We start from the raw sequence: 23897 nt of genomic DNA on the forward strand, positions 1-23897 counted from the left end.
GTTTCATGCACACCCCGGGAGGCGTCATATTGAGGCCCGACAAATTCAGGGCGACTCAGAAAACTCTCTATTCTAACGTTTCTTGGCCAACTCTGCGCAAAAGCTGGCCAGATTTTCGGCCAGATCCGGCAGCGCGGCCTGGCTTGCATCCCAGGCTTGCGCCGCCCGGGTCCAGTCCAGCCAGGCGTCGGGCGCCAGCGCGGCGCGCATGGCGGCATGCGTCTGGCCCGTTTCTGGCTGGTTCCAGGCGCGGATCAACGCCTGCGCGCAATCGGGGGCCGGATAGCGGGCCAGCCAGGCTTCCAGCTTTTCCAGATGGACGTTCTGCTCTTGCGGATAGATCTGCCACACCAGGGGACGCGCGGCCCAGGCGGCGCGTATGAAAGAGTCTTCGCCGCGCACGAAATTCACGTCCGACAACCAGAGCAGACGGTCGAAGTCCGGCTGGGCCACGAAGGGCAGGCGGGCCAGCAACGGGCCGCCGGGCGTCTGGCAGGCGGCCTCCAGGCCAGGCGCAACGCCTTCAGGCGCCAGCAACACGCTGGGTCGCGGGTCGGCCGCCAGGGCGCTGACCAGGTCGCCGGTGGGGGCGGTGGGGTAACAGAACAGCGATACCGTTCGGCCACCTTCCTGGCGGCGCGCCAGAACGGCGTCGGCGACGCCCAGCGATCGCAAAAAGTCGTTTTGCTGGTCGGGGCAGGCTTGCAGGGCGTCGCGCTCGGCGCTCAGGCCCGGTTCACGCAACAAACCGCCCGTGGCCGGGGTGAAACCGGGAAAGAAGAAATGCTTGACCAGCCCGTCCGGCCGCTGCGAGGGCAGACCATGGCAGCTTTCCACCCATGCTTCGGCGCTCAGGTATTCCAGGTTGATCCAGGCCGGATGCACGTCCCGCATGCTGCGCAGGAAGGCATCGGGGGGATCGCAGGCGAAGGCCTCGATGACGACGTCACGCGCGGTCAGGGCGGCGTCGGGCGTATCGGACCAGTGGACGATATCCACCCCGGCCAGTTGTTGCCGGGCCGCATCGGCCGCGATGCCCGGTTGGATCCGGGCGAAGCTGGCCAGGTCGTCCACCCAGAGGCGGACGTCCCAGCCGTAAACGGCGGACAACTGGCGGGCCAGCCGCCAGCAGACGCCGATGTCGCCGTAGTTGTCGACGACCCGGCAGAAGATGTCCGCTTGCATGGCGGCTTAGTGGAATTGGGCCGGCGCGGCTTCGGCGTCCTCGGGCAATTCGGCATGCACCAGTTCGCCCAGCGGATTGGGGAAGTAGGGCGCGCCGCAGTCCTCGCAATATTCCGCGGGCAGTACGCCGGGGATGCGGCGCAGTTCGGTGACGCCGTATTCCTTGAGCAAGGCCGCGATTTCGTCGACCACGTCGGGCTGGCCTTCGTCGGACGGCAGCTCTTCTTCGCGGCCGTACAGCGGCCACACGCAGCCGTAGTAGACGTCGTTGCTGCTGCGGGCCGTGAAGCTGATGCGGTATTCGTCGATGCGATTTTCGCCGCAGCCGGCCACGACCGCCCGCAATTGCGAGGCTTCGAGGTTGACCGCGCCTTCGAGCCAGCTGACGGCCGCGCGCAGCGACAGCGGACGCACGCGGCGGTCTGCCTCGCGGTTGCTGACGTAGTAGGCGTCGGGCAGCAGGGCTTCGAAGCCGCATCCGGGCAGCAGCGCGGCCAGCGTCGGTTGCGCCTGGGCGGCCCACTGTTCCTGGCAGGCGTCGCGGGTGGCGTCGGCCTGTCCCATGCTTTCCTGCCAGCGGAAGATCGGCGCGTTCTCGGGGACGGCCACCGCGCCGATGATGTAGCGCGTGTCGGCCAGCATGTTGGCGGTTTCGGCTTCGGTGTTCAGCGTGGGCTTGGTGGTTTCGGCCCCCAGGGCTTGCGAGCCCAGGCGTTGCAGCCATTGCCAGGTTTCACCGAAGGTGCGGGGCATCTGGTCCACGCTGACCAGCACCGGCATCAGCGCGGTGCGGGCCTGGCTGGACAGCACATGGCCGTGCAGTTGGGCCAGCAAGGCTTGCTGGGCGCTGGCCGAAACGGGGCCGGTAGGAATGGCGTACCGGGTCCAGGCGACGATGGGCGCCACGATCAACAACACGTCGTAGACGACGCCGTTTTTTTCGATCTTCATCGATTCGGACAGCGTTTCCGCCTGTTCGATCAAGACTTCGTAGGCGCCGATGTCGCTTTGCGCGAGGTGGTCCAGGGCCGCTTCCAGCGGGGCGTCCTGCCCAGCCTTGAGCAGCTTGGGAATCGCTTCGCCAAGCTGGTTCTCCCAGAACACATCTTCAACGCGGCTGCCCGAGCGGTTAAGCGATTGGGCCAATGCCACCAGACGGGTGGCGTCGCGGGTCATGCGGGGAGCGGATTGGCTGCGGGTTCGGGCCATAACTTCGAGGGACGTCCAGTAAGTGTGTAACGACGTAGTTTACCGCTCGCCGCGCCTGCCGGCGTGGGGCCAAAGGTTTCCGACTGCGAGGGCCGCGTGACGCCGCCCACGCACGGCATCGACACATTGATGCCGGATCGGCAACAGAGCATCCCCATGGCGGGGGTTTATTGCCAATTGGAAACGCCGGACAATGCATACATCGAGTTTATTTACAGGAGCCTGCGCCATGCGTTGGCCTACGCTTTTTGTTTCCCACGGCTCGCCCATGCTGGCCGTCGAACCCGGCCTGACCGGCCCCGTGCTGACCGCATGGAGCCAGGCGCAAGGCGACAAGCCGCGCGGCATCCTGGTCGTGTCGCCGCATTGGATGGGCGAAGGCCTGGCGCTGTCTACGCGTGATCAGCAAGTGGCCTGGCACGACTTCGGCGGCTTTCCGCCCGAGCTCTACGCCCTGCAATATGCCGCGCCGGGGTCGCCCGAGCTGGCGGCGCGCGTGCAGGCGCTGCTGGCCGAATCGGGTATCGCCGCCGACCGCGACCCGCGCCGTCCGCTGGACCACGGCGCCTGGGTGCCGCTGCGTTATCTGTATCCCGACGTGGACGTGCCCGTGGTGCAACTGTCGCTGGACATGGGCCGCGACGCCGCTGGCCAGCTGGCGCTGGGCCGCGCGCTGGCGCCGCTGCGCGACGAGGGCATTTTGATCATCGGGTCGGGCTCGCTGACGCACAACCTGCGCGATGTCCGCATGCCGCAAAGCGCGCCGCCGGCGCCATACGTGCCGGCGTTTCAGGCGTGGTATGCGCAGCATCTGGCCTCGCATGACGTGCCGGCGCTGCTGGATTGGCAGGCCCAGGCGCCGGGCGCCTTGCAGGCGCATCCGCACGACGATCACCTGATGCCGCTGTACGTGGCGCTGGGCGCGGGCGGTGCGCAGGCGACGCGGCTGAACGACGAAATTTCGTACGGCGCGTTGGCCATGGACGCCTATCAGTTCGACGACTGATCTGCGTCAGGAAAAAAAGCCCCGGAACCGCAAGGCTCCGGGGCTTTTTTCATGCGCCCGGCAGGGCGCGTCGGCAGGTCAGGCGGCCAGCAGTTGGCGCAGCACGAAGGGCAGGATGCCGCCGTGCTGGTAGTAGTCCACCTCGATCGGCGTGTCGATGCGCAGCAGCACCGTCACATCCTGCTTGGATCCGTCCTTGCGGGTGATCGTCAGCGTCACGTCCTGCATCGGCTTGATGCCGTTTTCCAGGCCGGAGATGTCGTAGGTTTCTTCGCCGGTAATGCCCAGCGACTGCACGCTGTCGGTGCCCTTGAATTGCAGCGGCAGCACGCCCATGCCCACCAGGTTGCTGCGGTGGATGCGTTCGAAGCTGCGGGTGATCACGGCCTTGACGCCCAGCAGTTGCGTGCCCTTGGCCGCCCAGTCGCGCGACGAGCCGGTGCCGTATTCCTCGCCGCCGAAGACGACGGTAGGCGTGCCCTGGGCCACGTACTTCATGGCCGCGTCGTAGATGGACATCTGTTCGCCGGTGGGCTGGAACAGGGTTTCGCCGCCTTCAAAGCGGCTGCCGTCCGGCAGCGACGGGATCATCAGGTTCTTGATGCGGACGTTGGCGAAGGTACCGCGCATCATGATTTCATGGTTGCCGCGACGCGAGCCATAGCTGTTGAAATCGGCCTTCATGACGCCGTGTTCCTTCAGCCACTTTCCGGCCGGCGAGGTTTCCTTGATGGAGCCCGCGGGCGAGATGTGGTCGGTGGTGACCGAGTCGCCGAACACGCCCAGCGCGCGCGCGCCCTTGACGGTGGGCATGGCGGCCGGCGTCATGTCGAAGCCTTCGAAGAAGGGCGGCTCGGCGATGTAGGTGGAATCGGGCCAGTTGTAGGTGTCGCCCGCAACGCCCTTGATGTTCTCCCAGAGCTTGCCGGGGTTGCTCTTGACCTGGCCGTAGTTGGCCTCGAAGACCTTCGGGTCCAGGGCGTGCTTGAGCAGCGCTTCGACTTCTTCGGACGTGGGCCAGATGTCGCCCAGCCAGACGTCGCCGTTCTTGCCACGGCCGACCGGCTCGGTCATCAGGTCGCGCGTCACGGTGCCGGCCAGGGCGTAGGCCACGACCAGCGGGGGCGAGGCCAGGAAGTTGGCCTTGATGTTCGGGTGGATGCGCGCTTCGAAGTTGCGGTTGCCGGACAGCACCGCCGAGCAGACCAGGTCGTTGCCGATGATGGCTTCGTTCAGGTCCGGCGTCAGGTCGCCCGCGTTGCCGATGCAGGTGGTGCAACCGTAGGCGGCCACGTCAAAGCCCAGCTTTTCAAGATAGGGCAGCAGGCCGGTCTTGGTCAGGTAATCGGTCACGACGCGCGATCCGGGCGCCAGCGACGTCTTGATGTGCTTGGGCACCTTCAGGCCGGCTTCGACGGCCTTCTTGGCCAACAGGCCGGCGGCCAGCAGCACGTTCGGGTTGGACGTGTTGGTGCAGGACGTGATGGCGGCAATCAGGATGTCGCCGTTCTTGATCTTGGTGCCCGCGCTGGTGGTGAACGTCTGGTTCAGCTTTTCGGCAGGCTGATTGAAGCCGTTTTCGGCAACCGGCTTGGAGAACAGATCGATGAAGGTGTTCTTGACGTTGCCGATTTCGATGCGATCCTGCGGACGCTTCGGGCCGGCCAGCGACGGGGCCACGGTGGACAGGTCCAGCGTCAGCAGCTTGGTGAAGTTGATGTCCTGGGCGGCCGGGATGCCGAACATCTTCTGGGCCTTGAAGTAGGCTTCGAAGGCGGCAATTTCGTCTTCGGTGCGGCCGGTGCCGCGGAAGTAATCGATGGTGCGTTCGTCGACCGGGAAGAAGCCCATGGTGGCGCCGTATTCGGGCGCCATGTTGCCGATGGTGGCGCGTTCGGCCACGGTCAGGCTGGCGGTGCCTTCGCCGCAGAACTCGACGAACTTGCCCACCACCTTTTCACGCCGCAGCATTTCGGTGATGGTCAGCACCAGGTCGGTGGCGGTGACGCCGCCGCGCAGTTGGCCCTTGAGTTCCACGCCGACCACGTCGGGCGTCAGGAAATACACGGGCTGGCCCAGCATGCCGGCTTCGGCTTCGATGCCGCCCACGCCCCAGCCCACCACGCCGATGCCGTTGATCATCGTGGTGTGGCTGTCGGTGCCCACCAGCGAATCCGGATAGTAGACGTTGTTCTTCTTGTCCTGGTGCACGCCGCGCGCCAGGTATTCCAGGTTGACCTGGTGGACGATGCCGAAGCCCGGAGGCACGACGCCGAAGGTGTCGAACGCCTGCATGCCCCACTTCATGAACTGGTAGCGCTCTTGGTTGCGCTTGAATTCCAGCTTCATGTTCAGGTCCAGCGCATTCTTGGTGCCGAAGTAGTCGATCATGACCGAGTGGTCAACGACCAGGTCGACCGGCACCAGCGGTTCGATGCTCTTGGGGCTCTTGCCCATCTTGTCGGCGACCGAGCGCATGGCGGCGATGTCGGCCAGCAGCGGCACGCCGGTGAAGTCCTGCAACACCACGCGGGCGACGACGAAGGGAATTTCATCTTCGCGGCGGGCATTGGCCTGCCAGTTGGCGAGTTGCTTGACGTGTTCTTCGGTGACCTTCTTGCCGTCGCAATTGCGCAGCACGGATTCCAGAACGATGCGGATCGATACCGGGAGCCGCTGCACATCGATGCCAAGCGACTTGCCCAGCGCCGGCAGCGAATAGTACTGACAGGATTTATTGCCGATCTTGAAGTTCTTGAGGGTGTCTAGAGTGTTGTGCGGCATGATGGACTCCGTGGTTTTGCCCGGCGGTATTTACCCAAGCGCAGGCGGCATTTTCTGGCGTTTTTGCGCGTTTGTCATTGTAGGGGACACAAGCCCGCGCCCGGCCGTATGTCTTATATCTTATATAAGAGTTGGGGCGCACGTCAAAGTTCCGACCCCAGTCCGCACAAGACATATGGCAACTGCAAAACCCCTACTTTGGCGGACATGGCCCAAGCCCGCAAGACCCCGTGGTTGTAGCAGGGGCTGATGTCACGCGCCATATCGCGCTGGATTCAGGGGCGCGTGCGGGGGGAGAGGCTGCGGCGTCCGTACCGGCTTGTCTGGCGGATCAGGCCAGCAGCGCGGGCAGTTCGCTTGCCGCGACTTCCAGAAAGCGGCGCAGGGCCAGCGGTTCGCCGCGACGGGCGGGCATGATGGCGTAGATGCGCGAGGGCGCAGCCTGCCAGCCCGGCAATATCGGGACCAGTTCGCCGCGCGCCAGCATGTTGGCGCACAGGTAATGCGGCAGCAGTCCCACGCCCAGGCCCGAGCGCGCCATGGAACGCAGCGTGGCCATGTTCGTGCTCAGGCAGCGCGGTTGAAATTCAAGCGACTCGGTTTCGCCGGCCGGTCCGGTAAAGCGCCAGGTGTGCCGATTGTCCTGGGTGGCGTGCGCCAGCAGCGGCAGCGCCGCCAGGTCGCGCGGATGGCGCGGGCGCGCCTGGGCCAGCGCCGGCGCGCCCACCAGCGTCAGCGGCACCAGCGCCAGCTCGCGGCCGATCAGCCGCGAGTCGGTCAGCGGCGCGCCCATGGCGCGAAACGCCAGGTCGTAGCCTTCACCCACCAGATCGATGATTTCGTCGCGGGTATCCAGCAGCACGCGCACGCCAGGATGCGCGATGCAGAAACGAGCCACCATATCGCCCAGCAAAGTGACGGCCAGCGGGGACGGCGCGGTGATGCGCAGCAGGCCGCTGGGCGTATCGCCCATCGACGCGGCCAGATCGGACACGGTCCGCGCTTCGCGGGCCACCGCCTGGGCATGTACATAGATCTGTTCCCCCATCGGGGTCAGCGACACGCGCCGGGTGTTGCGTTGAAGCAGCCGCACGCCCAGCCGCGCTTCCAGCTCGGCCACGCGCCGGCTCAACTTGGACCGTTGCATATTCAACACACGCGCGGCGGCCGAGAAGCCGCCTTTTGCCACGACCTCGCTGAACAGAAGCAGATCGTCTAGTTGGTTCAAGTGCGGGTACATAGCAGGGAGCGGCGCGGCAACGGCAGGGTGGGGCGCTGATTGTCCTGCGAGCCAGGACAAATATTCCTGAAATTGGCCTCTACTGTCCGTCAGGTGGAACGCATAAGCTTGGCGGCGCTTTGCGTTACCCCTCTCAGGCAGCTTCTTTTTGACTATTCATTTAAGCAACGTCGTGGCCGGTCAGCTTCAATCGGCTGGCGACGCGTGGACGACCCGTTCGTTTCAAAAGCGTGATTTTTCCCGGGGTTTGTCTCCGGTGGTCAGCGTGGACCATTTCGTCATGACAGCCACGGCCACGGCAGCGCCGCAGCCCAAGCAGCCCGACGCAGACCCCGGTGGATTCGTGGCGACGTTGCTGCTGGAGGATTCCCGAGGGGGGCTGACCAGCCTGGGCGCCAATGGCGTGGATCATGAGGTGCAAGCGGGCGACCTGCACTGGGCGCGCGCCGACGCGGGCATCATGCGCTTGCGGCAACCGGCAAGCGGGGCGCGGCTCAATGGCCTGCGCATCGTGCTGGCGGGGCCGCCCGCGTCTGCTGCTGGACCCGGCGCGCCGCAGCTGATGCCCGACGCTGCGAGGGCAGGGATGGCCGCACCCGATGCCGGCGTGATCGCGCCAGCGGCGGCGGCAGACCTCCGCGCGAGCGAGGGCCGGATCAGCGCGCCCGGCGCCAGCATCGTCCTGGCCGATACCGATATCGAGGGCCTGACCACGGCGCCCGACACCCGCATCGCCCGGACCAATATCGATATCGGCGCACCTGATACGGCAACCGATACTGCCCATGACGGGCTCGCCGCTACCGCGCCCGATCCGCTGGCGTGCACGCTGCTGCGCGGCTGGCAGATGCCGGTTTTGCAGACCGATGCCGGGCGCGTCCGCCTGGCGGTGGGCAGCCACGGCGGCTGGGAGTCGTCGCTGGCCACGCCTGAACCCCTGATGATCCTGGACGGTTGGCTGCGTCCGGGCGCGACCTGGCTGGTGCCGCTGGCGGCGGGCTGGAGCGCCTGGATTTACGCGGTATCCGGCTCGCTGGGCCTGCGTGCCCGGCATTGCCGCCACGATCCGCCCAAGCTGCCCAGGCAAGCGACCGCCGACCTGGACTTCGCCGTTCTGAACGCCGGCTCCGCGCTGACCGCGTCCGCCCAGGTGGGGGAGCGCGACGGCGTGCTGGTGCTGATGGCGGGCCTGACGCCCGCGCATTTTGTTCTGGTCGCCAAGGACGGGGGACGTAGCGCCTCGCTCGCCGCGACCCCAGCCGCGCCGCGCCGGCGAGGGGGCGCCAGACCGGTGACGGTTTGACCCGGACAGCGACAGGGACATTTGTTGCACGAGGGCAACGACGATCCAAATGAAAAAGGGAGAAGTGGTGAGAATGATTATCGATTTGATAACATTTACGCCGTAAAAGCCTCAAGACCCGTTGGTGCACAGGCTCGGTCACGGCCTGATGCCAGGCTCGGGCGGTGGCAGCCGATAAGCCGTCTCCATGCGTGACCCCTTCGGGATTGTGTGTTTCTCCGCGCGGCAACGCGCCGTTATTGCTCCTGCGATCCCCGACATGAAAATTCGAACTCTCGCCTGCGTGGCCGTTACGCTGCCGTGCTTCGGCGCCGTCCACGCTCAAACCACCCCCTCGGTTCAACCGCCGTCCGCCGCAGACAGCGGCTCGGTCGTATCGATGCAGGCCATCAAGGTCGAAGCCAGCGCGGATGCGTCGGCGGGCGGCCTGGCCGCGCCCTTCGCGGGCGGGCAGGTGGCCACGGGCGGGCGTGTCGGCATCCTGGGCACGCTGGACAACCTGAGCACGCCGTTCAGCGTCACCAGCTATACGAACGAGCTGATCCAGGACAAGCAGGCCCGCAGCGTGGGCGACGTGCTGCAAAACGATTCGGGCGTGCGGGTGGCGCGCGGCTTCGGCAATTTCCAGGAATCCTATTTCATTCGCGGCTTCATCCTCAGCTCGGATGACGTGGCGTACAACGGCCTGTACAGCCTGCTGCCCCGCCAATACATCGCCACCGAACTGTTCGAACGCGTGGAAGTGCTGCGCGGCGCATCGGCTTTCCTGACGGGCGCGACGCCCGGGGGCGGCGGTATCGGCGGCGTGATCAACCTGGTGCCCAAGCGCGCGCCCAACGAACCGCTGACCCGCGTCACCACCGGCATTTCCAGCGGCGGACAGGTGCAACTGTCCACTGACATCGCACGCCGTTTCGGTCCGGACGACAGCACCGGCATCCGCCTGAACGCCGCCCAGCGCAGCGGCGATACCGCCATCGACGACGAGCACTCGCGCACCAGCCTGGTGTCGTTGGGCGTCGACTGGCGATCGGCCGATACGCGCTTGTCGGCCGACATCGGCTGGCAGGAAAACAAGCTCAAGCGCGCGCGTCCCAACGTGACGCTGGGCGCGGGCGTGACCTCGGTTCCCGATGCGCCGGACGCAAGCTCGAACTATGCGCAACCCTGGTCGTATTCCAACGAGCGCGACGTGTTCGGCACCGTGCGCGCCGAACATGACTTCAGCGACAAGCTGACCGGCTGGGCCGCCTACGGTTTTCGCCGCAGCGATGAAGCGAACTCGCTGGGCAACGTGACGCTGACCAATGGCAGCACCGGCGCCGGCACCTTCTACCGCTTCGACAACACTCGCGAAGACAGCGTCAACACGGGCGAGCTGGGCCTGCGCGCCAAGCTGCGCACCGGCCCGGTGGGCCATGAGCTGGTCGCCTCGGCCTCTTTCTTCGACCTGAAAAAGAAGAACGCCTACATCATGGATTTTGCGAACACGTTCGCAACCAACATCTATGACCCGGTGTCCTACGACAAGCCCGCTTTCAGCGCCGGGGCTTTGCGCGGCAACGACATCGACAACCCCGCATTGCAAGGCCGTACCCGGATGAGCAGCTACGCCCTGGGCGACACGATGTCGTTCCTGGACGAGAAGGTGTTGCTGACCCTGGGCATACGCCACCAGCGGCTGTCGCAGCGCGATTACGCCTACAACACGGGCAAGGAAAATGGCGCCTACGACGCCAGCCGCAATTCGCCCGCTGCCGGCATCGTCTTCAAGGTGGCGCCGAGCGTGTCGCTGTACGCGAACTACATCGAAGCGCTGGTCGCGGGGCCGACCGCGCCCGCCAACGCCAACGGCAAGCCCGTGCCCAACGTGGGCCAAAGCTTGCAGCCGTACGTGTCCAAGCAGAAGGAAGTCGGCGTGAAGTACGAAGGCGACGGGTTGGGCGCTGGCCTGGCCTTGTTCTCCACCGACAAGCCGCGCGCCATGTACAACGCCAGCAACGAGCTGACCACGTCCGGCAAAGACCGCCATCAAGGCGTGGAACTGACCGTCTACGGCGAACCGATCAAGAGCGTGCGAGTGCTGGGCGGGGTGACGTGGCTGGATGCCGAGCAGCGCTCGACCGGCACGGCCTCGCTGGACGGCAACCGCGTCATCGGCGTGCCGCGCTTCCAGGCCAACATGGGCGTGGAATGGGACATCCCCGGCGTGCAAGGTTTGGCCGTGGACGGCCGCATGGTCTACACCGGCGCGTCCTACGCGAACGACGCCAACACCCTCAAGGTGCCCGGCTGGACCCGCTTTGACGCCGGCCTGCGCTACATGACCGACGTGGACGGCCATGTCGTGACGCTGCGCGCCCGCGTGGAAAACATCGCCAACCGCAACTACTGGTCGTCGGTGGGCGGCTACCCCGGCAACGGCTATCTGGTGCTGGGCGGCCCGCGCACCTTCCTGCTGTCGGCAAGCATGGACTTCTGATCGTTGCCGGCGCCAGCCGGCACGCCGCACACGCCTCGCCCATGAACGGGCGGGGCGGCGCCTGATGGCGCATCACCAGAACCAGCCGCCTCGCGTCAGATCGCTTTCGCAGCTTTTGTATTGCGACGTGAATTTCTCGGCGCGCGCCTGCACTTTCTGCGACACGGTCTTGAGCCATGCCTTGCGGTCGTAGCTGCGGTTGCGGTAGCCCGTCCAGCCCTCGTGGTAGTTCAGGTACTGGCCGTAGGCATCCCACTTGGAGACGCCGTTGATGCGCTGCGACTTGCTCATGTACCAACCCATGAAGTCCAGCGCGTCGGCGAAGTCGTCGCGGCTGGCGCCCCAACCGCCGGCTTCCTTTTTGTAGTCGGCCCAGGTCTCGTCCTTGGCCTGCGCGTAGCCGTAGGCGGAACTCACGCGACCCCACGGAATGATGCCCAGGAAGTAATAGCGGGGCGGCACGGCGTCCTGCTTGAAGGAGGACTCCTGGTACATCATGGCCATGGGCACCGGCACGGGGGCGCCCCATTTCTTCTGCACCTTCAGGGCAGCATCGTGCCAGTCCGGTTTTTCTCGGAAGATCGCGCAAATGTTCTCGGGGTTCGATGGCGGCGCCGTGGCGCAACCGGCAAGCGCCAGCAAAAGCAGCGGCGGCAGCAAAAGCCGGGTCATTGGCGGGCTTCCTCCTTCGGATGGGCGCGCGGCCGGGATGGCCCGCACGGGTGGGGGTGTCACAAGATACCGCGATTGTATGAAAACGTATCGCCGGAAAAGTTTCCTGTTGGCCGGGCTGCTCGGTCTTTCGGAATCCCGAAAAGCAAACGGCCCCGGATTGCTCCGGGGCCGTTGACCTTGCGTAAAGCCAGTCACACCACCTGGCTATCGCTCAAGGCTTACACCTCGATCACGTCCGCCACGTCTTTGTAGTCGGCGATCTTGTCGAAGTTCAGGTACTGATAGATCTGGTCGCCGCTCTTGGTGATGACGCCCATGTCGGCCATGTACTCGTCCTTGGTCGGGATGCGGCCCAGCTTCGAGCAGATGGCGGCCAGCTCGGCCGAACCCAGGTACACGTTCGTGTTCTTGCCCAGGCGGTTCGGGAAGTTGCGGGTGCTGGTCGACATGACGGTCGCGCCTTCACGCACTTGCGCCTGGTTGCCCATGCACAGCGAGCAGCCCGGCATTTCCGTGCGCGCGCCAGCCGTGCCGAAGACGCCGTAGTGGCCTTCTTCGGTCAGTTGCGTGGCGTCCATCTTGGTCGGCGGAGCCACCCACAGCTTGACCGGGATGTCGCGCTTGCCTTCCAGCAGCTTGGACGCTGCGCGGAAGTGGCCGATGTTGGTCATGCAGCTGCCGATGAACACTTCGTCGATCTTGGCGCCAGCCACTTCGGACAGCGTCTTGACGTCGTCCGGGTCGTTCGGGCAGGCCACGATGGGCTCGTGCACGTCGGCCAGGTCGATTTCAATGACGGCGGCGTATTCGGCGTCGGCGTCCGGCTCCAGCAGCTTGGGATCGGCCAGCCATGCTTCCATGGCCTTGATGCGGCGGCCCAACGTGCGCTCGTCTTCGTAGCCGTTGGCGATCATCCACTTCAACATCACGATGTTGCTGTTGATGTATTCGATGATGGGTTCCTTGTTCAGGAACACCGAGCAGCCAGCGGCCGAACGTTCAGCGGAAGCGTCCGACAGTTCGAATGCCTGCTCGACCTTCAGGTCCGGCAAGCCTTCGATTTCCAGGATGCGGCCGGAGAAGATGTTCTTCTTGCCTTGCTTGGCGACCGTCAGCAGGCCTTGCTTGATGGCGTACAGCGGGATGGCGTTGACCAGATCGCGCAGGGTGACGCCGGGTTGCAGCTTGCCCTTGAAGCGGACCAGCACCGATTCCGGCATGTCCAGCGGCATCACGCCGGTGGCGGCGGCAAAGGCGACCAGGCCCGAACCGGCCGGGAACGAGATGCCGATGGGGAAGCGGGTGTGCGAGTCGCCGCCGGTGCCGACGGTGTCGGGCAACAGCATGCGGTTCAGCCACGAGTGGATGACGCCGTCACCCGGGCGCAGCGAGACGCCGCCACGGGTGCTGATGAATTCCGGCAGCGTGTGGTGCGTCTTGACGTCCACGGGCTTGGGGTAGGCGGCGGTGTGGCAGAACGACTGCATCACCAGATCGGCCGAGAAGCCCAGGCAAGCCAGGTCCTTCAGCTCGTCGCGGGTCATCGGGCCGGTGGTGTCCTGGCTGCCCACCGAGGTCATCTTCGGTTCGCAGTAGGTGCCCGGGCGGATGCCCTTGCCGTCCGGCAGGCCGCAGGCGCGGCCGACCATCTTCTGGGCCAGCGTGTAACCCTTGCCGGTGTCGACCGGGTCTTTCGGCAGGCGGAACAGCGTCGACGGGGCCAGGCCCAGCGCTTCGCGCGCCTTGGCGGTCAGGCCGCGGCCGATGATCAGCGGAATGCGGCCACCGGCGCGCACTTCGTCGAACAGCACGTCGGACTTGACTTCGAATTCAGCGATGACTTCGCCGTTCTTGAGCGCCTTGCCGTCGTACGGACGCAGTTCGACGACGTCGCCCATTTCCATCTTGGACACGTCCAGCTCGATCGGCAGCGCGCCGGCGTCTTCCATCGTGTTGTAGAAGATCGGGGCGATCTTGTTGCCCAGGCACACGCCGCCAAAGCGCTTGTTCGGCACGAAGGGGATGTCTTCGCCCGTGAACCACAGCACCGAGTTGGTGGCCGACTTGCGCGACGAACCCGTACCCACCACGTCACCCACGTAGGCGACCAGATGGCCCTTGTCCTTCAGCGATTCAATGAACTTGACCGGGCCGCGCTTGCCGTCTTCTTCCGGTTCGAACGCCGCGCCGTCGCGCTTGTTCTTGAGCATCGCCAGGGCGTGCATCGGGATGTCGGGGCGGGTCGTGGCGTCGGGCGCCGGCGACAGGTCGTCGGTGTTGGTTTCGCCAGGCACCTTGAAGACGGTGATGGTCAGGCTTTCCGGCAGTTCCGGACGGCTGGTGAACCACTCGGCGTCGGCCCAGCTTTGCATCACGGACTTGGCGTTGGCGTTGCCCTTGTCGGCCTTTTCCTTCACGTCATGGAAGGCGTCGAACATCAACAGGGTCTTTTTCAGCGCATCGGCGGCGATGGTGCCGATTTCCGCATCATCCAGCAGGTCGACCAGCGGGCCAATGTTGTAGCCGCCGAGCATCGTGCCCAGCAGTTCCGTCGCCTTGGCGCGGCTGATCAACGCACAAGCTTCCTTGCCCAGCGCCACGGCGGCCAGGTAGGACGCCTTCACCTTGGCGGCGTCATCCACGCCGGCCGGCACACGGTGGGTCAGCAGTTCGACCAGATTCTGCTCCTCGCCAGCGGGCGGGTTCTTCAGCAGTTCGATCAGTTCGGCGGTTTGTTTGGCCGTCAGGGGCAGCGGGGGGATCCCCAGAGCCGCGCGTTCGGCAACGTGTTGGCGGTAGTTATCCAGCATGTGAGGCCTGCTCAAAAGTCGGGTTGGAAGAAGGGTTGTCGGGCGGAATTGTAGAGGGAAGAGGGGGCGGCAAGCAAACGTCTTATATCTTATATAAGACTTGGGGCCATCGCTGTTGCTTGCGGGCGACGGCGCTGCCTGGGCGGCCCCCGTAAAAGAAAATGGCGGCCCGTCGGCCGCCACTGGAATCTGGCCGGCGACGCGGCCCTAGCGCGGGGCGGCGTCGTACACGACGGCCACCCGGACAAAATTGGCGCCGTATTGCTTGACGTCCATTTCGAAGGGCGCGCTGTCGCCCGGTTTCAGCTTGGGCAGCCGCAGTTCCTTGAACAGCGCGCCCGTCAGCTTGTCCTGGGCGTCGTAAAGGCTGACCCAGACGCGGATATTGTCGACCTCCACCTGGTCCTCGTTGCGCACCCGGCCGTGGACGGTGACGTATTTGTAACGATAGCGATAGCTGAAGTTGAGCGTGCCGGTGCCGACGCCAGCCTCGGTGTTCTCGACGCTGACGGCCAGCTTGGGGCGCGGGCCGGGCAGGGCGGCGCGCTTGGCGGGCAGCCAGTTGGTCTTGACCTCGGTATAGCGTTCGTAGCGGCCGCCCGTCAGCAGCACCGGCACCCGCTCGCCCGGGTACAGATGCGTGGGCAGGGTCCAGTCCTGCCGCAGGTTCAGCGCCCGGGACCCGTCGAACACCGTGATTTCGGCGCGGGGCGACAGGGCGATGTCGGTGGCGCTGGTGTTGGACAATTCCGCGTACATGACCGGCCGGTCGATTTCGTCCAGCAGCCGGCGCGGCGCGGACAGACTCAGCGCAGCGGTGTCGAACAACGCGAAATCCGGATCCAGCAATTCTTCCGTGCTCAGGCGCACGTGCTCGATGACGCGCACGTTGGCCGGGCTGACCCGTTGCATGCGGGTGGCCGGGGCGGCGTCACGGGGCGGGGTGTTGGCGGCCTGGGGGGCGGACGCGGCCGGCACGTTCGATGCGGGCGAGCCGAGCTTGCCGGCTACCCACGAGCCCACGGGCGTGTACCGGGTCAGCGCCACGCCGGCTGCCGCCAGGACGATCAGCGCCAGCGCCGTCTTGGCGGGCCACGACAGCGGCCGGGAGCGGGAACGGTCAGCTTTCACTTTGCACCATGTAGTCGTAGGACGCGACCTTGCCGTCGCCAAGCATGTCGCAGCGCACATCGAAGGAAGTCAGCGCGCCCGGCGGCAACGCATTGGCGCTGGCATAGCCATTGCCGGTGCCGATCATCGCGCCGTCTTCGCCGTAGAGCAGCACGGTGATCTGGGCGCTGCGGGCCTCCGCCGCGCCGTCGTTGCGGATCAGGCCCACCAGGCGGTAGGCGCCGTCGTTCTTCACCAGCTGCACCTTGCTGGACGAGACCTCGTTGTTCTTGCCGCGCGCGGGCGACGGCGTGGAGACTTCCAGCGCGTAGCGCGAGTACGCCTTGTCCGGGGTCGAGATCAGCACGGGCACATATTCGCCGGGCTGCAAGGACCGGGCGGTCGGCGTGGCCGACGAGGACGACAGCGTCAGGTCGCCTTGGAAGAACGTCGCCGTCACGCGCGGCACCTCGATCTTCCGGCCGGTTTCGTTGCGCATGATCATCACCAGCTGCTTGCGTCCGCGCGTCTGGACCTCGCGCACCTCGGTCAGCTTGACCAGCGAGGCGTCGATGGGTGGGGTGACGGGCGCGATGCGGCTCGGCGTGGACGGGCGTGACGTCAGCATCGAGGCCACCAGCGGGATGGCGACCACTGCCGCCACCACCAGGCCGATGGCGGCCAGCACGCCGGGCTTGATCGTTGCCTGATGCGCCGGCTGCTGCATGCCGCGCAGGATCTTCTCCAGCCGCTGCGCGACGTCGTCTTCGACCAGCGTCAGCGCCTGGCAATGGTTGCAGCGGTACTCGTTGGGCGCCAGCTTGGTGAATTGCGCGCTGCCGCAAGTCGAGCAGGTCAGGGTGACCGTGTTGATGGTGGTGTGTTTGGGCGTCATGCGTGGGGCATCATGCGTTTGTCATCATCGGTGCGTCATGCGAACCAGGGCGTGTTCGCGCATACGGAATAGGGCGGCAAGGATAGCGGCACTGCATCGATGTCTGGGTGCAGGTGCGCGTCTGTTTGTGACAATATGTGCCGAAACCGATGCCCGCCCTTCACCGGCCAGACGGCCAAAGGTCGGGTGATATCATCGCCGCGACTCAAAACCGGCCCTTTGCATGAGCATTTCCCATCACTTGCTGTTCCTGGCCTGCGTGGCGCTCGCCACCTATGCCCAGACCATGACCGGCTTCGCGTTCGGGCTCGTGCTGCTGGGCCTGTCCGGCGTATTCCAACTGGCCTCGGTGGCGGAAGTGGCCAACATCGTCAGCGTGTTGTCGCTGGTGAACGCCGCAGTCACGCTGGCGCGCGCCAAGCCGCAGGTGAACTGGTCACTGATGCGGCCGGCCATGTTCGCCAGCCTGATCGGCGTGGGCGTAGGGGTGGCCGCGCTGACCTGGATCAGCGGGTCCATGAGCGTCCTCTTGCAGTTGCTGCTGGGCGTCACCATCCTGGCGTGCGCGGTGCTGCTGGTTGCGCGCGCCAAGCCGCTTGAACAACTGTCTTCCAAGGCGTCGTTTCTATTCTTCGGTGGCATCTCGGGCGTATTGGGCGGCTTGTTTTCCAGCGCCGGCCCGCCGATGGTCTACCACCTGTATCGCCAGCCCTTGCCGCTGGCGTCCATCCGCAACAGCCTGCTGGTTCTGTTTTCGCTCAACGCGGTGGTACGGCTGGTGCTGGTGACCGGCCAGGGCGAATTCATGGCGAGCTCGTTCTGGTTGAGTGTGCAGGCGCTGCCCGTCGTGATCGGGGTGACCTGGGTGGCGCGGCGCTACAGCACGGCCGGTTCGATGAAGACCGTCAAACGCATGGTGTTCGTGCTGTTGCTGGCGGCCGGCATGGGGTTGATCGTGCCGGCGGCGCGGATACTGGCGGCGGGTTAGCCGCCAGCGGCGCATGAGAGATGCGTGTAGCGGCCTAGGCGTGGCCGCCGCTGATGTAGCGTTCCAGCTCGTGGATGATGAATTTCTGTTCGCTCATGATGTCCTTGACCAGATCGCCAATGGACAGCAGGCCGATGAGCTTTTCGTTTTCGATGACCGGCAGATGGCGGAAATGCCGTTCGGTCATCATGGCCATACAGTGTTCGCGCGTGTCGCCCGGGCCCACGTAATACACCGAGTCGGTCATGATGTCGCGCACTTTGGTGGTTCGCGATGAACGGTCCTGAAGTACGACCTTGCGGGCATAGTCGCGCTCGGACAGCATGCCCAGCACCGTTTCCCCTTGCACGACCACCACGGCGCCAATGCTGCGTTCGGCCATGGTCTTGATGGCGTCGAACACCGAGGAATCGGGTGAAACCGTCACGACGGCATTGTTCGACTTTTCCCTGAGAATCTCAGCCACTGTTTTCACGATGTGCTCCCGGATCGCTGACAAGGTTCAAACGCCAACCGCGCGTCGCGCCCTTGGATAACGGCCAGGGCGCCGCGGCGCGGTCATGCTCCATCCTAAGCCTGCTTCCCATCTTGCCGCAAGCGCGGCGCTCAGTTCGCCGGCTTGGGGCGGAAAGCGTGCGCCGCCACTTCGCGCAGGTTGCGCGCGGCGCTGCGTTCGGCGGCCGGGTTCCAGGCCAGTGAAATTCCGATCGAGGCGTCAGCCGGAAAATCGGCCAGTGTCTTGGTGACGACGTTCGGGCTGGGATGGCGGCGCGCTCCCGCTGGCACCAGCGCTACGCCCAGCCCGCTTTCGACCAGGCTCAACAGCGTCTGCACCTGCACCGCTTCTTGTGCAATGCGCGGAGAGAATCCCCGCAACTGGCAGGCGTTGATCGCGGCCATGCGCAAGCCGGCCGCTTCGGTGGCGGTGTACATGATGAAGGCTTCGTCGGCCAGATCGGCCAGCCGGATGCGGCCGCGCCGCGCCAGCGCATGGCTTTTGTGTACGGCCAGCACGAAGTTTTCGGTCGTCAGCGGCGCCAGCCGCACGCTTGATCCCATCGCTACCGGCACGCGCACGATGCCCACTTCCAGCGCGTCTTCCGCCAGGTCCTGCATGATGCGGATCGACGTGGCTTCGCGCAGCACCACCGTTACGCCGGGATAGCGTTGGCGAAACAAAGGCAGCACGCGCGGCAGGATGGCATGCGTGGCGGACCCCACGAAGCCGACGCGGACCGTGCCGCCTTCGCCGGCCGCTCCGGCGCGCGCCGCCAGCCGGAATTGTTCGGCATGGAACAAGGCGCGGCGCGCTTCGTCCAGCGCCGCCAGCCCGGCTTCGGTCAACTGCACTCCCTGGCGTCCGCGCACGAACAGCGGCACGCCCACCATCTCTTCCAGCTTGCGGATCGATACGGACAGCGGCGGTTGCGACATATGCAGCTTTTCCGCCGCGCGATGAAAATTCAGCGTGTCGGCAAGCACCAGGAATTGCTGGAGGTGGCGAAAGTCCATCGAAAGGATCCAGGGCGGCGTGGGCTTTCGATGATACGTGCGCGGGTTCGACGCCGTCATCCGTGCAATCCCTTCGGCAGCGCCGCGTCAGGCGTCGCTTGCCGAGATGCCGCGCAGATAATCCAGCACGCCAAGGCCGCTTGCCAGCGCGTCCTCGCCGATGCGCGCGTGCCAGCAGGATTCCGATCCGCCAGCCAGGCGCCAGTCGCGCAGGCGCCGGGTGAATAGTTGCAGGTCGAATTCGGCGGTGACGCCGATCGCGCCATGCACGGCATGGGCAATGTCGGCCACCTGCGGCGCCGCCTGGCTGGTACGCGCCTTGCCCAATGCCGCCCGCATCGTGTCGGGCAGGGCGTGCGAGCTTTGAAAGGCAAGCTGCGCGGCCATGCGAGCCGCCCACACCGCTTCGGCCATCACGCTGATCTGTTGCTGCACCGCCTGGAAGCGGCCGATGGGCTTGCCGAACTGCGCGCGCGTGTTGGCGTAGTCCAGCGTCATCGCCAGCACCTGTTCCATCGCGCCTGCCATCAAGCCGGCATAGGCGGTCGCGGCCAGCGCATCCAGCGCCGGCCCGCCACCCAGGCATTGCGCGTCCGCCAGCGCCCACGACGCTTCGCCATCCAGCGAGCCATGCACACCGTTGCTCTCGACGCAGGCCGCCTGCACGGGCAGCAACCACGCCTGCCCATTGATCTGCGCCAGCACGTGGCCGGCCACGCGCACCCAGGGCACGTTCGCGCCCGCGATGCGCTGGCCGGCAATGGCCAGTCCGTGCGGCGCGATGGCGATCGAGCCTGCTGGCGGCTCGCGCCCGGCCGCCGACAACCACGCGCGCGCCAGCATCGTGTGCGCGATGGGATAGGGGCATAGATGACGGCCGGCAGCCAGCGCCACAGGCAGGGCGGCGGTCAAGGCCAGCCCCGCGCCGCCTTGCGCTTCCGACACCAGCGCGTCCGCGAAACCGGCTTCTTCGCAGGCCCGCCATGCCACGTCCACGGATTGCCCCTGCTCGGCTGCACGCAGCAGCACCGGCGTGCAGGTTTGCGCAAAGAGGCGTTCGGCGGCGTCGCCAAGCAGCGTGTCTTCAAGGGTGTTCATGGGTTCGCCTTTATCGGTCGGCATGTCGGCCGGCATCTTGGTCGTTATCGCTATCGAAGGCCAAGGCCGCGCGCGATGATGCCGCGCAGGATTTCGCGCGTGCCGCCGCGCAGCGAGAATGTCGGCGCAATCTGTTCCAGGTACGCCAGCGTGCGCAGCAGGGGCAATGGCGGCGGCACGTCGGGATGGCGGCCCAGCGCGTCGCCGATCAGGCGCGGGATGCGCTGTTCCAGTTCCGTGCCCAGGTCTTTCACCAGCGCGGCTTCGGTCGCCGGGCTGGCGCCCGCAGCCAGTTTCGCCGCCACCCCCAGCGACATGGCTCGCAGCACCGCCATCTGCGTAAGAATGTCGCCCAGCGTGACGCGGCTGACGTCGTCGTCCGCCTGGGCACGGCAATGGGTCAGCCAGCATTCCAGCAAGGCAATGCTGGAATACAGGCGCTCGGGGCCGCTGCGCTCGAACGCCAGTTCGGCATTGACCTGCGCCCAGCCCGCGCCTTCTTCTCCGATCAACGCATCGGCCGGCAACTCGACCTCATCGAAGAACACTTCCGAGAAATGTGCATCGCCCGTCAGGTCCTGGATCGGGCGCGTGGTCACGCCGGGCAATGACAGGTCCACGATCATCTGCGACAAACCCTGGTGCCGGTCTTCGGGCGTGCCCGACGTGCGCACCAGCGCAATCATGTAGTGCGACCGGTGCGCATTGGTGGTCCAGATCTTGCCGCCGTTCAGACGCCAGCCGCCGTTGGCGGGCTGCGCCCGCGTGCGGATGCTGGCCAGATCGGAACCTGCGCCCGGTTCGCTCATGCCGATGCAGAAGAAGGCTTCGGCGCGGCAGATGCGCGGCAGGTAGTACGCCTTTTGCGCGGGCGTGCCGACCTTCAGGATCAAGGGCGCGCTTTGGCGGTCGGCGATCCAGTGCGCAGACACCGGGGCACCAGCGGCCAGCAGTTCTTCGGATAGCACGAAGCGCGCGTAGTGGCCGCGCTCGGCCCCGCCGAATTCACGCGGCAAGGTCAGGCCCAACCATCCGCGCGCGGCAAGCTGGCGGCTGAAACCGGCGTCAAAGCCCATCCAGGACCGGGCCCTTTCGTCGGGCTCCAGCCCATCCAGCGTGTCCGCCAGAAAGGCGCGCACGTCCGCGCGCAGCGCTTCGTCGGCGGCGGGCAGGGCGGTAAGTTCCAGCGTCTCGATCATGGTGGCGATCCGTTGCGGCGGCGCCCGGAAGGGGCGCGTTCCGAAGCACTATCGGGCAGCGTCGCAACAGCCGTCCAATATTATTTTTCGGCTTTTCGATACGTATTTCGTATCGCCACTGCAAAAACTAATATTGGACGCTGCACGTGCCGCGCGCCTACGCTGGACCTTCTTGCCGGCGCTCGCGCCGGCGAACCTGGATGTCTTTCAATTCAAAAGAGGGCGCAGACATGACGGAACTCGTGCATTTCGAGCTGGACGCCGATGGCGTGGCGACGCTGACGCTTGACGACCCGGCCACGCGCAACGCCTTGACGGGCAGTGCGATCGTCGACCAGATGCTGGCAATCTTTGCGCGCATCGAACGCGACCCCGCCGTGCGTGTGCTGATCCTGACCGCGAAGGGCAAGGTGTTTTCGTCGGGCGGCAACATCCACGAGATGCAGCGCCAGATCGGCCCGGATGTAGACGTGGCAGCGCTGCGCCAGGAATACCGGCATGGCATCCAGCGCCTGCCGCTGGCCTTGCACGCGCTGGAAGTGCCGACCATTGCCGCCGTCAATGGGCCGGCCATCGGCGCGGGCTGCGACCTGGCCTGCATGTGCGACGTGCGCATCGCGGCGGACTCAGCCACCTTCGCCGAAAGTTTCGTCAAGCTGGGTCTCATTCCCGGCGATGGCGGCGCGTGGTTCCTGCCGCGCCTGATCGGCTCGGCGCGCGCCGCCGAAATGTCATACACCGGCGACGCCATCGGCGCGGGCACGGCGCTGGAATGGGGGCTGGTGTCGCGCGTGGTGCCGGACGGCGAACTGCTGTCCGCCGCTCGCGCACTGGCCGGGCGCATCGCGGCCAATTCGCCAGAGGCCGTGCGGCTGACCAAGCGGCTGCTGCGTGAAAGCCAGCACGCGCGGCTGGACGCCTTGCTGGAACTGTCGGCGGCGTACCAGGCGCTGGCCCACAAAACCGAGGCGCACGCGGACGCGGTGGCGCAATTCCTTGCAGCGCGCCGGCGCTAGGCCAGCGTTATGATGCAAAGCATCACAAGGAGGAAACACCATGAATGAAGTCATCGTCGCGTCGGCGGTCCGCACCGCTATTGGCGATTTTGGAGGCGCGCTCAAAGACGTGCCGCCCTGCGACCTGGGCGCCACCGTCATCCGGGCCGCGCTGGAACGCGCCGCCGTCAAGGGCGACGAAGTCGGCCACGTTGCGGTGGGCCACGTCATCAACACCGAACCGCGCGACATGTACCTGTCGCGCGTGGCGGCCATGAACGCCGGCATCGCCAAGGAAACCCCCGCCTTCAACGTCAACCGCCTGTGCGGCTCGGGCTTGCAGGCCATCGTGTCGGCCGCGCAAACCATCATGCTGGGCGATGCCGACGTCGCCATCGGCGCGGGCGCCGAAAGCATGAGCCGCGCGCCGTACATCGTGCCCTCGCAACGCTGGGGCGCCCGCATGGGCGACAGCGTCATGCTGGACATGATGACGGGCGCACTGTCCGACCCGTTCGGCCGCATGCACATGGGCGTCACCGCTGAAAACGTGGCCACCAAGTTCGGCATCAGCCGCCAGGACCAGGACGCGCTGGCCGCTGAATCGCATCGCCGCGCGGCCGCCGCCATCGACGCCGGCTACTTCCGCGACCAGATCGTGCCGGTGGTGCAGAAGACGCGCAAGGGCGAGGTCGTGTTCGATACCGACGAACACGTGCGCCGCGACGTGTCGGCCGCCACCATGGCGACGCTCAAGCCGGTGTTCCAGAAAGAGAACGGCACGGTCACGGCCGGCAATGCGTCCGGCCTGAACGACGGAGCCGGCGCGGTGGTGCTGATGAACGCCTCGGTCGCGGCCAAGCGGGGCATCAAGCCGCTGGCGCGCCTGGTGGCGTACGCGCACGCGGGCGTGGACCCCGACATCATGGGCATCGGCCCCGTGCCGGCCACGCAGGCTGCGCTCAAGCGCGCCGGCTTGACGGTGGACCAGCTTGACGTCATCGAAGCCAACGAAGCGTTCGCCGCGCAAGCCTGCGCCGTGTCGCGCGAGCTGCGCCTGGATCCGGCCAAGGTCAACCCCAACGGCAGCGGCATCGGCCTGGGCCATCCCATCGGCGCGACCGGCGCGATCATCACCGTCAAGGCGCTGCACGAGCTGCAACGCGTGGGCGGTCGCTATGCGCTGGTCACGATGTGCATTGGCGGCGGCCAGGGCATCGCCGCCATCTTCGAACGCATTTGATGGGTTGAGGCAGGCCGGCCAAGCCGGCCTGCGATGCAAACGCTGACATGCCACGCGCCCCGCCTTCTGGCGGGGCGTTTTCACGTGAGGCGGGTTCCAACGCAGGCATGACCCGAGTTCAAGGCTTGACCCGACGCAAGGCAGGTCTCGACGTCAGAAGTGT

General features: G+C 66.1%; 18 protein-coding genes. 6 read left to right on the forward strand and 12 right to left on the reverse strand.

What is annotated here, in order from left to right; all coding sequences use genetic code 11:
* Positions 1-72: 72 nt before the first annotated feature.
* Together earP and API01S_RS01160 are read right to left on the reverse strand one after the other, a co-directional pair.
* Positions 73-1185, reverse strand: a complete 1113-nt coding sequence (gene earP / locus API01S_RS01155; RefSeq protein WP_061302722.1) for an elongation factor P maturation arginine rhamnosyltransferase EarP — start codon at positions 1183-1185, stop codon at positions 73-75.
* A 6-nt stretch (positions 1186-1191) separates the two neighbouring features.
* Positions 1192-2394, reverse strand: a complete 1203-nt coding sequence (locus API01S_RS01160; protein WP_039883379.1) for a DUF2863 family protein — start codon at positions 2392-2394, stop codon at positions 1192-1194.
* Between the two features lie 229 nt (positions 2395-2623).
* Between API01S_RS01160 and API01S_RS01165 the strand changes: the two genes are divergently transcribed.
* Positions 2624-3400, forward strand: coding sequence for a DODA-type extradiol aromatic ring-opening family dioxygenase (locus API01S_RS01165; protein WP_084802333.1), 777 nt, complete (start codon positions 2624-2626; stop codon positions 3398-3400).
* A 78-nt stretch (positions 3401-3478) separates the two neighbouring features.
* Here the strand turns inward: API01S_RS01165 and acnA are convergent, their stop codons facing one another.
* Both acnA and API01S_RS01175 read right to left on the reverse strand, forming a co-directional pair.
* On the reverse strand, positions 3479-6184 hold the full coding sequence (gene acnA, locus API01S_RS01170) for an aconitate hydratase AcnA (RefSeq protein ID WP_006220530.1): 2706 nt from the start codon (positions 6182-6184) through the stop codon (positions 3479-3481).
* Between the two features lie 331 nt (positions 6185-6515).
* Positions 6516-7412, reverse strand: coding sequence for a LysR substrate-binding domain-containing protein (locus API01S_RS01175; protein WP_244976711.1), 897 nt, complete (start codon positions 7410-7412; stop codon positions 6516-6518).
* A 160-nt stretch (positions 7413-7572) separates the two neighbouring features.
* Here API01S_RS01175 and API01S_RS01180 point away from each other — a divergent pair, with 160 nt between their 5' ends.
* Together API01S_RS01180 and API01S_RS01185 are read left to right on the forward strand one after the other, a co-directional pair.
* Positions 7573-8727 (forward strand): pirin family protein, encoded by a 1155-nt coding sequence (locus API01S_RS01180; RefSeq protein WP_156487043.1) that lies wholly within the window; start codon positions 7573-7575, stop codon positions 8725-8727.
* Positions 8728-8986: 259 nt separating this feature from the next.
* The gene (locus API01S_RS01185; RefSeq protein WP_061302729.1) at positions 8987-11209 is read left to right on the forward strand and encodes a TonB-dependent receptor; all 2223 of its coding nucleotides are present in this window, start codon (positions 8987-8989) and stop codon (positions 11207-11209) included.
* A gap of 72 nt (positions 11210-11281) precedes the next feature.
* Here the strand turns inward: API01S_RS01185 and API01S_RS01190 are convergent, their stop codons facing one another.
* From API01S_RS01190 to API01S_RS01205, 4 genes are all read right to left on the reverse strand, one after another.
* Positions 11282-11881: a transglycosylase SLT domain-containing protein gene (locus API01S_RS01190; protein WP_050729955.1), complete on the reverse strand. Its 600-nt coding sequence runs from the start codon at positions 11879-11881 to the stop codon at positions 11282-11284.
* Positions 11882-12102: 221 nt separating this feature from the next.
* Positions 12103-14694: a bifunctional aconitate hydratase 2/2-methylisocitrate dehydratase gene (gene acnB, locus API01S_RS01195; RefSeq protein WP_050729956.1), complete on the reverse strand. Its 2592-nt coding sequence runs from the start codon at positions 14692-14694 to the stop codon at positions 12103-12105.
* 207 nt (positions 14695-14901) lie between these two features.
* Positions 14902-15825, reverse strand: a complete 924-nt coding sequence (locus API01S_RS01200) for an FxLYD domain-containing protein (RefSeq protein ID WP_061302731.1) — start codon at positions 15823-15825, stop codon at positions 14902-14904.
* Positions 15815-16699 carry an FxLYD domain-containing protein gene (locus API01S_RS01205; protein ID WP_061302733.1) on the reverse strand — a complete coding sequence of 295 codons (885 nt, stop codon included), beginning with the start codon at positions 16697-16699 and terminating at the stop codon, positions 15815-15817. Before API01S_RS01205 ends, API01S_RS01200 begins: the two co-directional genes overlap by 11 nt.
* 223 nt (positions 16700-16922) lie before the next feature.
* Between API01S_RS01205 and API01S_RS01210 the strand changes: the two genes are divergently transcribed.
* On the forward strand, positions 16923-17687 hold the full coding sequence (locus tag API01S_RS01210) for a sulfite exporter TauE/SafE family protein (RefSeq protein ID WP_061302735.1): 765 nt from the start codon (positions 16923-16925) through the stop codon (positions 17685-17687).
* Between the two features lie 34 nt (positions 17688-17721).
* On the opposite strand, the gene API01S_RS01215 is transcribed toward API01S_RS01210, so the two are convergent.
* The 4 genes from API01S_RS01215 to API01S_RS01230 form a co-directional block, all read right to left on the reverse strand.
* Positions 17722-18162: a CBS domain-containing protein gene (locus API01S_RS01215; protein WP_050730236.1), complete on the reverse strand. Its 441-nt coding sequence runs from the start codon at positions 18160-18162 to the stop codon at positions 17722-17724.
* A gap of 131 nt (positions 18163-18293) precedes the next feature.
* Positions 18294-19199: a LysR family transcriptional regulator gene (locus tag API01S_RS01220; RefSeq protein WP_061302737.1), complete on the reverse strand. Its 906-nt coding sequence runs from the start codon at positions 19197-19199 to the stop codon at positions 18294-18296.
* Between the two features lie 87 nt (positions 19200-19286).
* Positions 19287-20297, reverse strand: a complete 1011-nt coding sequence (locus API01S_RS01225; protein ID WP_254598514.1) for an acyl-CoA dehydrogenase family protein — start codon at positions 20295-20297, stop codon at positions 19287-19289.
* Positions 20298-20347: 50 nt separating this feature from the next.
* Complete coding sequence (locus tag API01S_RS01230; RefSeq protein WP_061302742.1) at positions 20348-21496, reverse strand: acyl-CoA dehydrogenase family protein; 1149 nt, start codon at positions 21494-21496, stop codon at positions 20348-20350.
* Positions 21497-21726: 230 nt separating this feature from the next.
* On the opposite strand from API01S_RS01230, the gene API01S_RS01235 reads away from it, so the two are divergent.
* Both API01S_RS01235 and bktB read left to right on the forward strand, forming a co-directional pair.
* The gene (locus tag API01S_RS01235) at positions 21727-22512 is read left to right on the forward strand and encodes a crotonase/enoyl-CoA hydratase family protein (protein ID WP_061303787.1); all 786 of its coding nucleotides are present in this window, start codon (positions 21727-21729) and stop codon (positions 22510-22512) included.
* A gap of 40 nt (positions 22513-22552) precedes the next feature.
* Positions 22553-23734, forward strand: coding sequence for a beta-ketothiolase BktB (bktB, locus tag API01S_RS01240; protein WP_061302743.1), 1182 nt, complete (start codon positions 22553-22555; stop codon positions 23732-23734).
* The last annotated feature ends 163 nt before the right edge of the window (positions 23735-23897 follow it).

The sequence above is a fragment of the Achromobacter piechaudii NBRC 102461 genome (assembly GCF_001571245.1).
GTDB classification, from domain to species: domain Bacteria; phylum Pseudomonadota; class Gammaproteobacteria; order Burkholderiales; family Burkholderiaceae_B; genus Achromobacter; species Achromobacter piechaudii.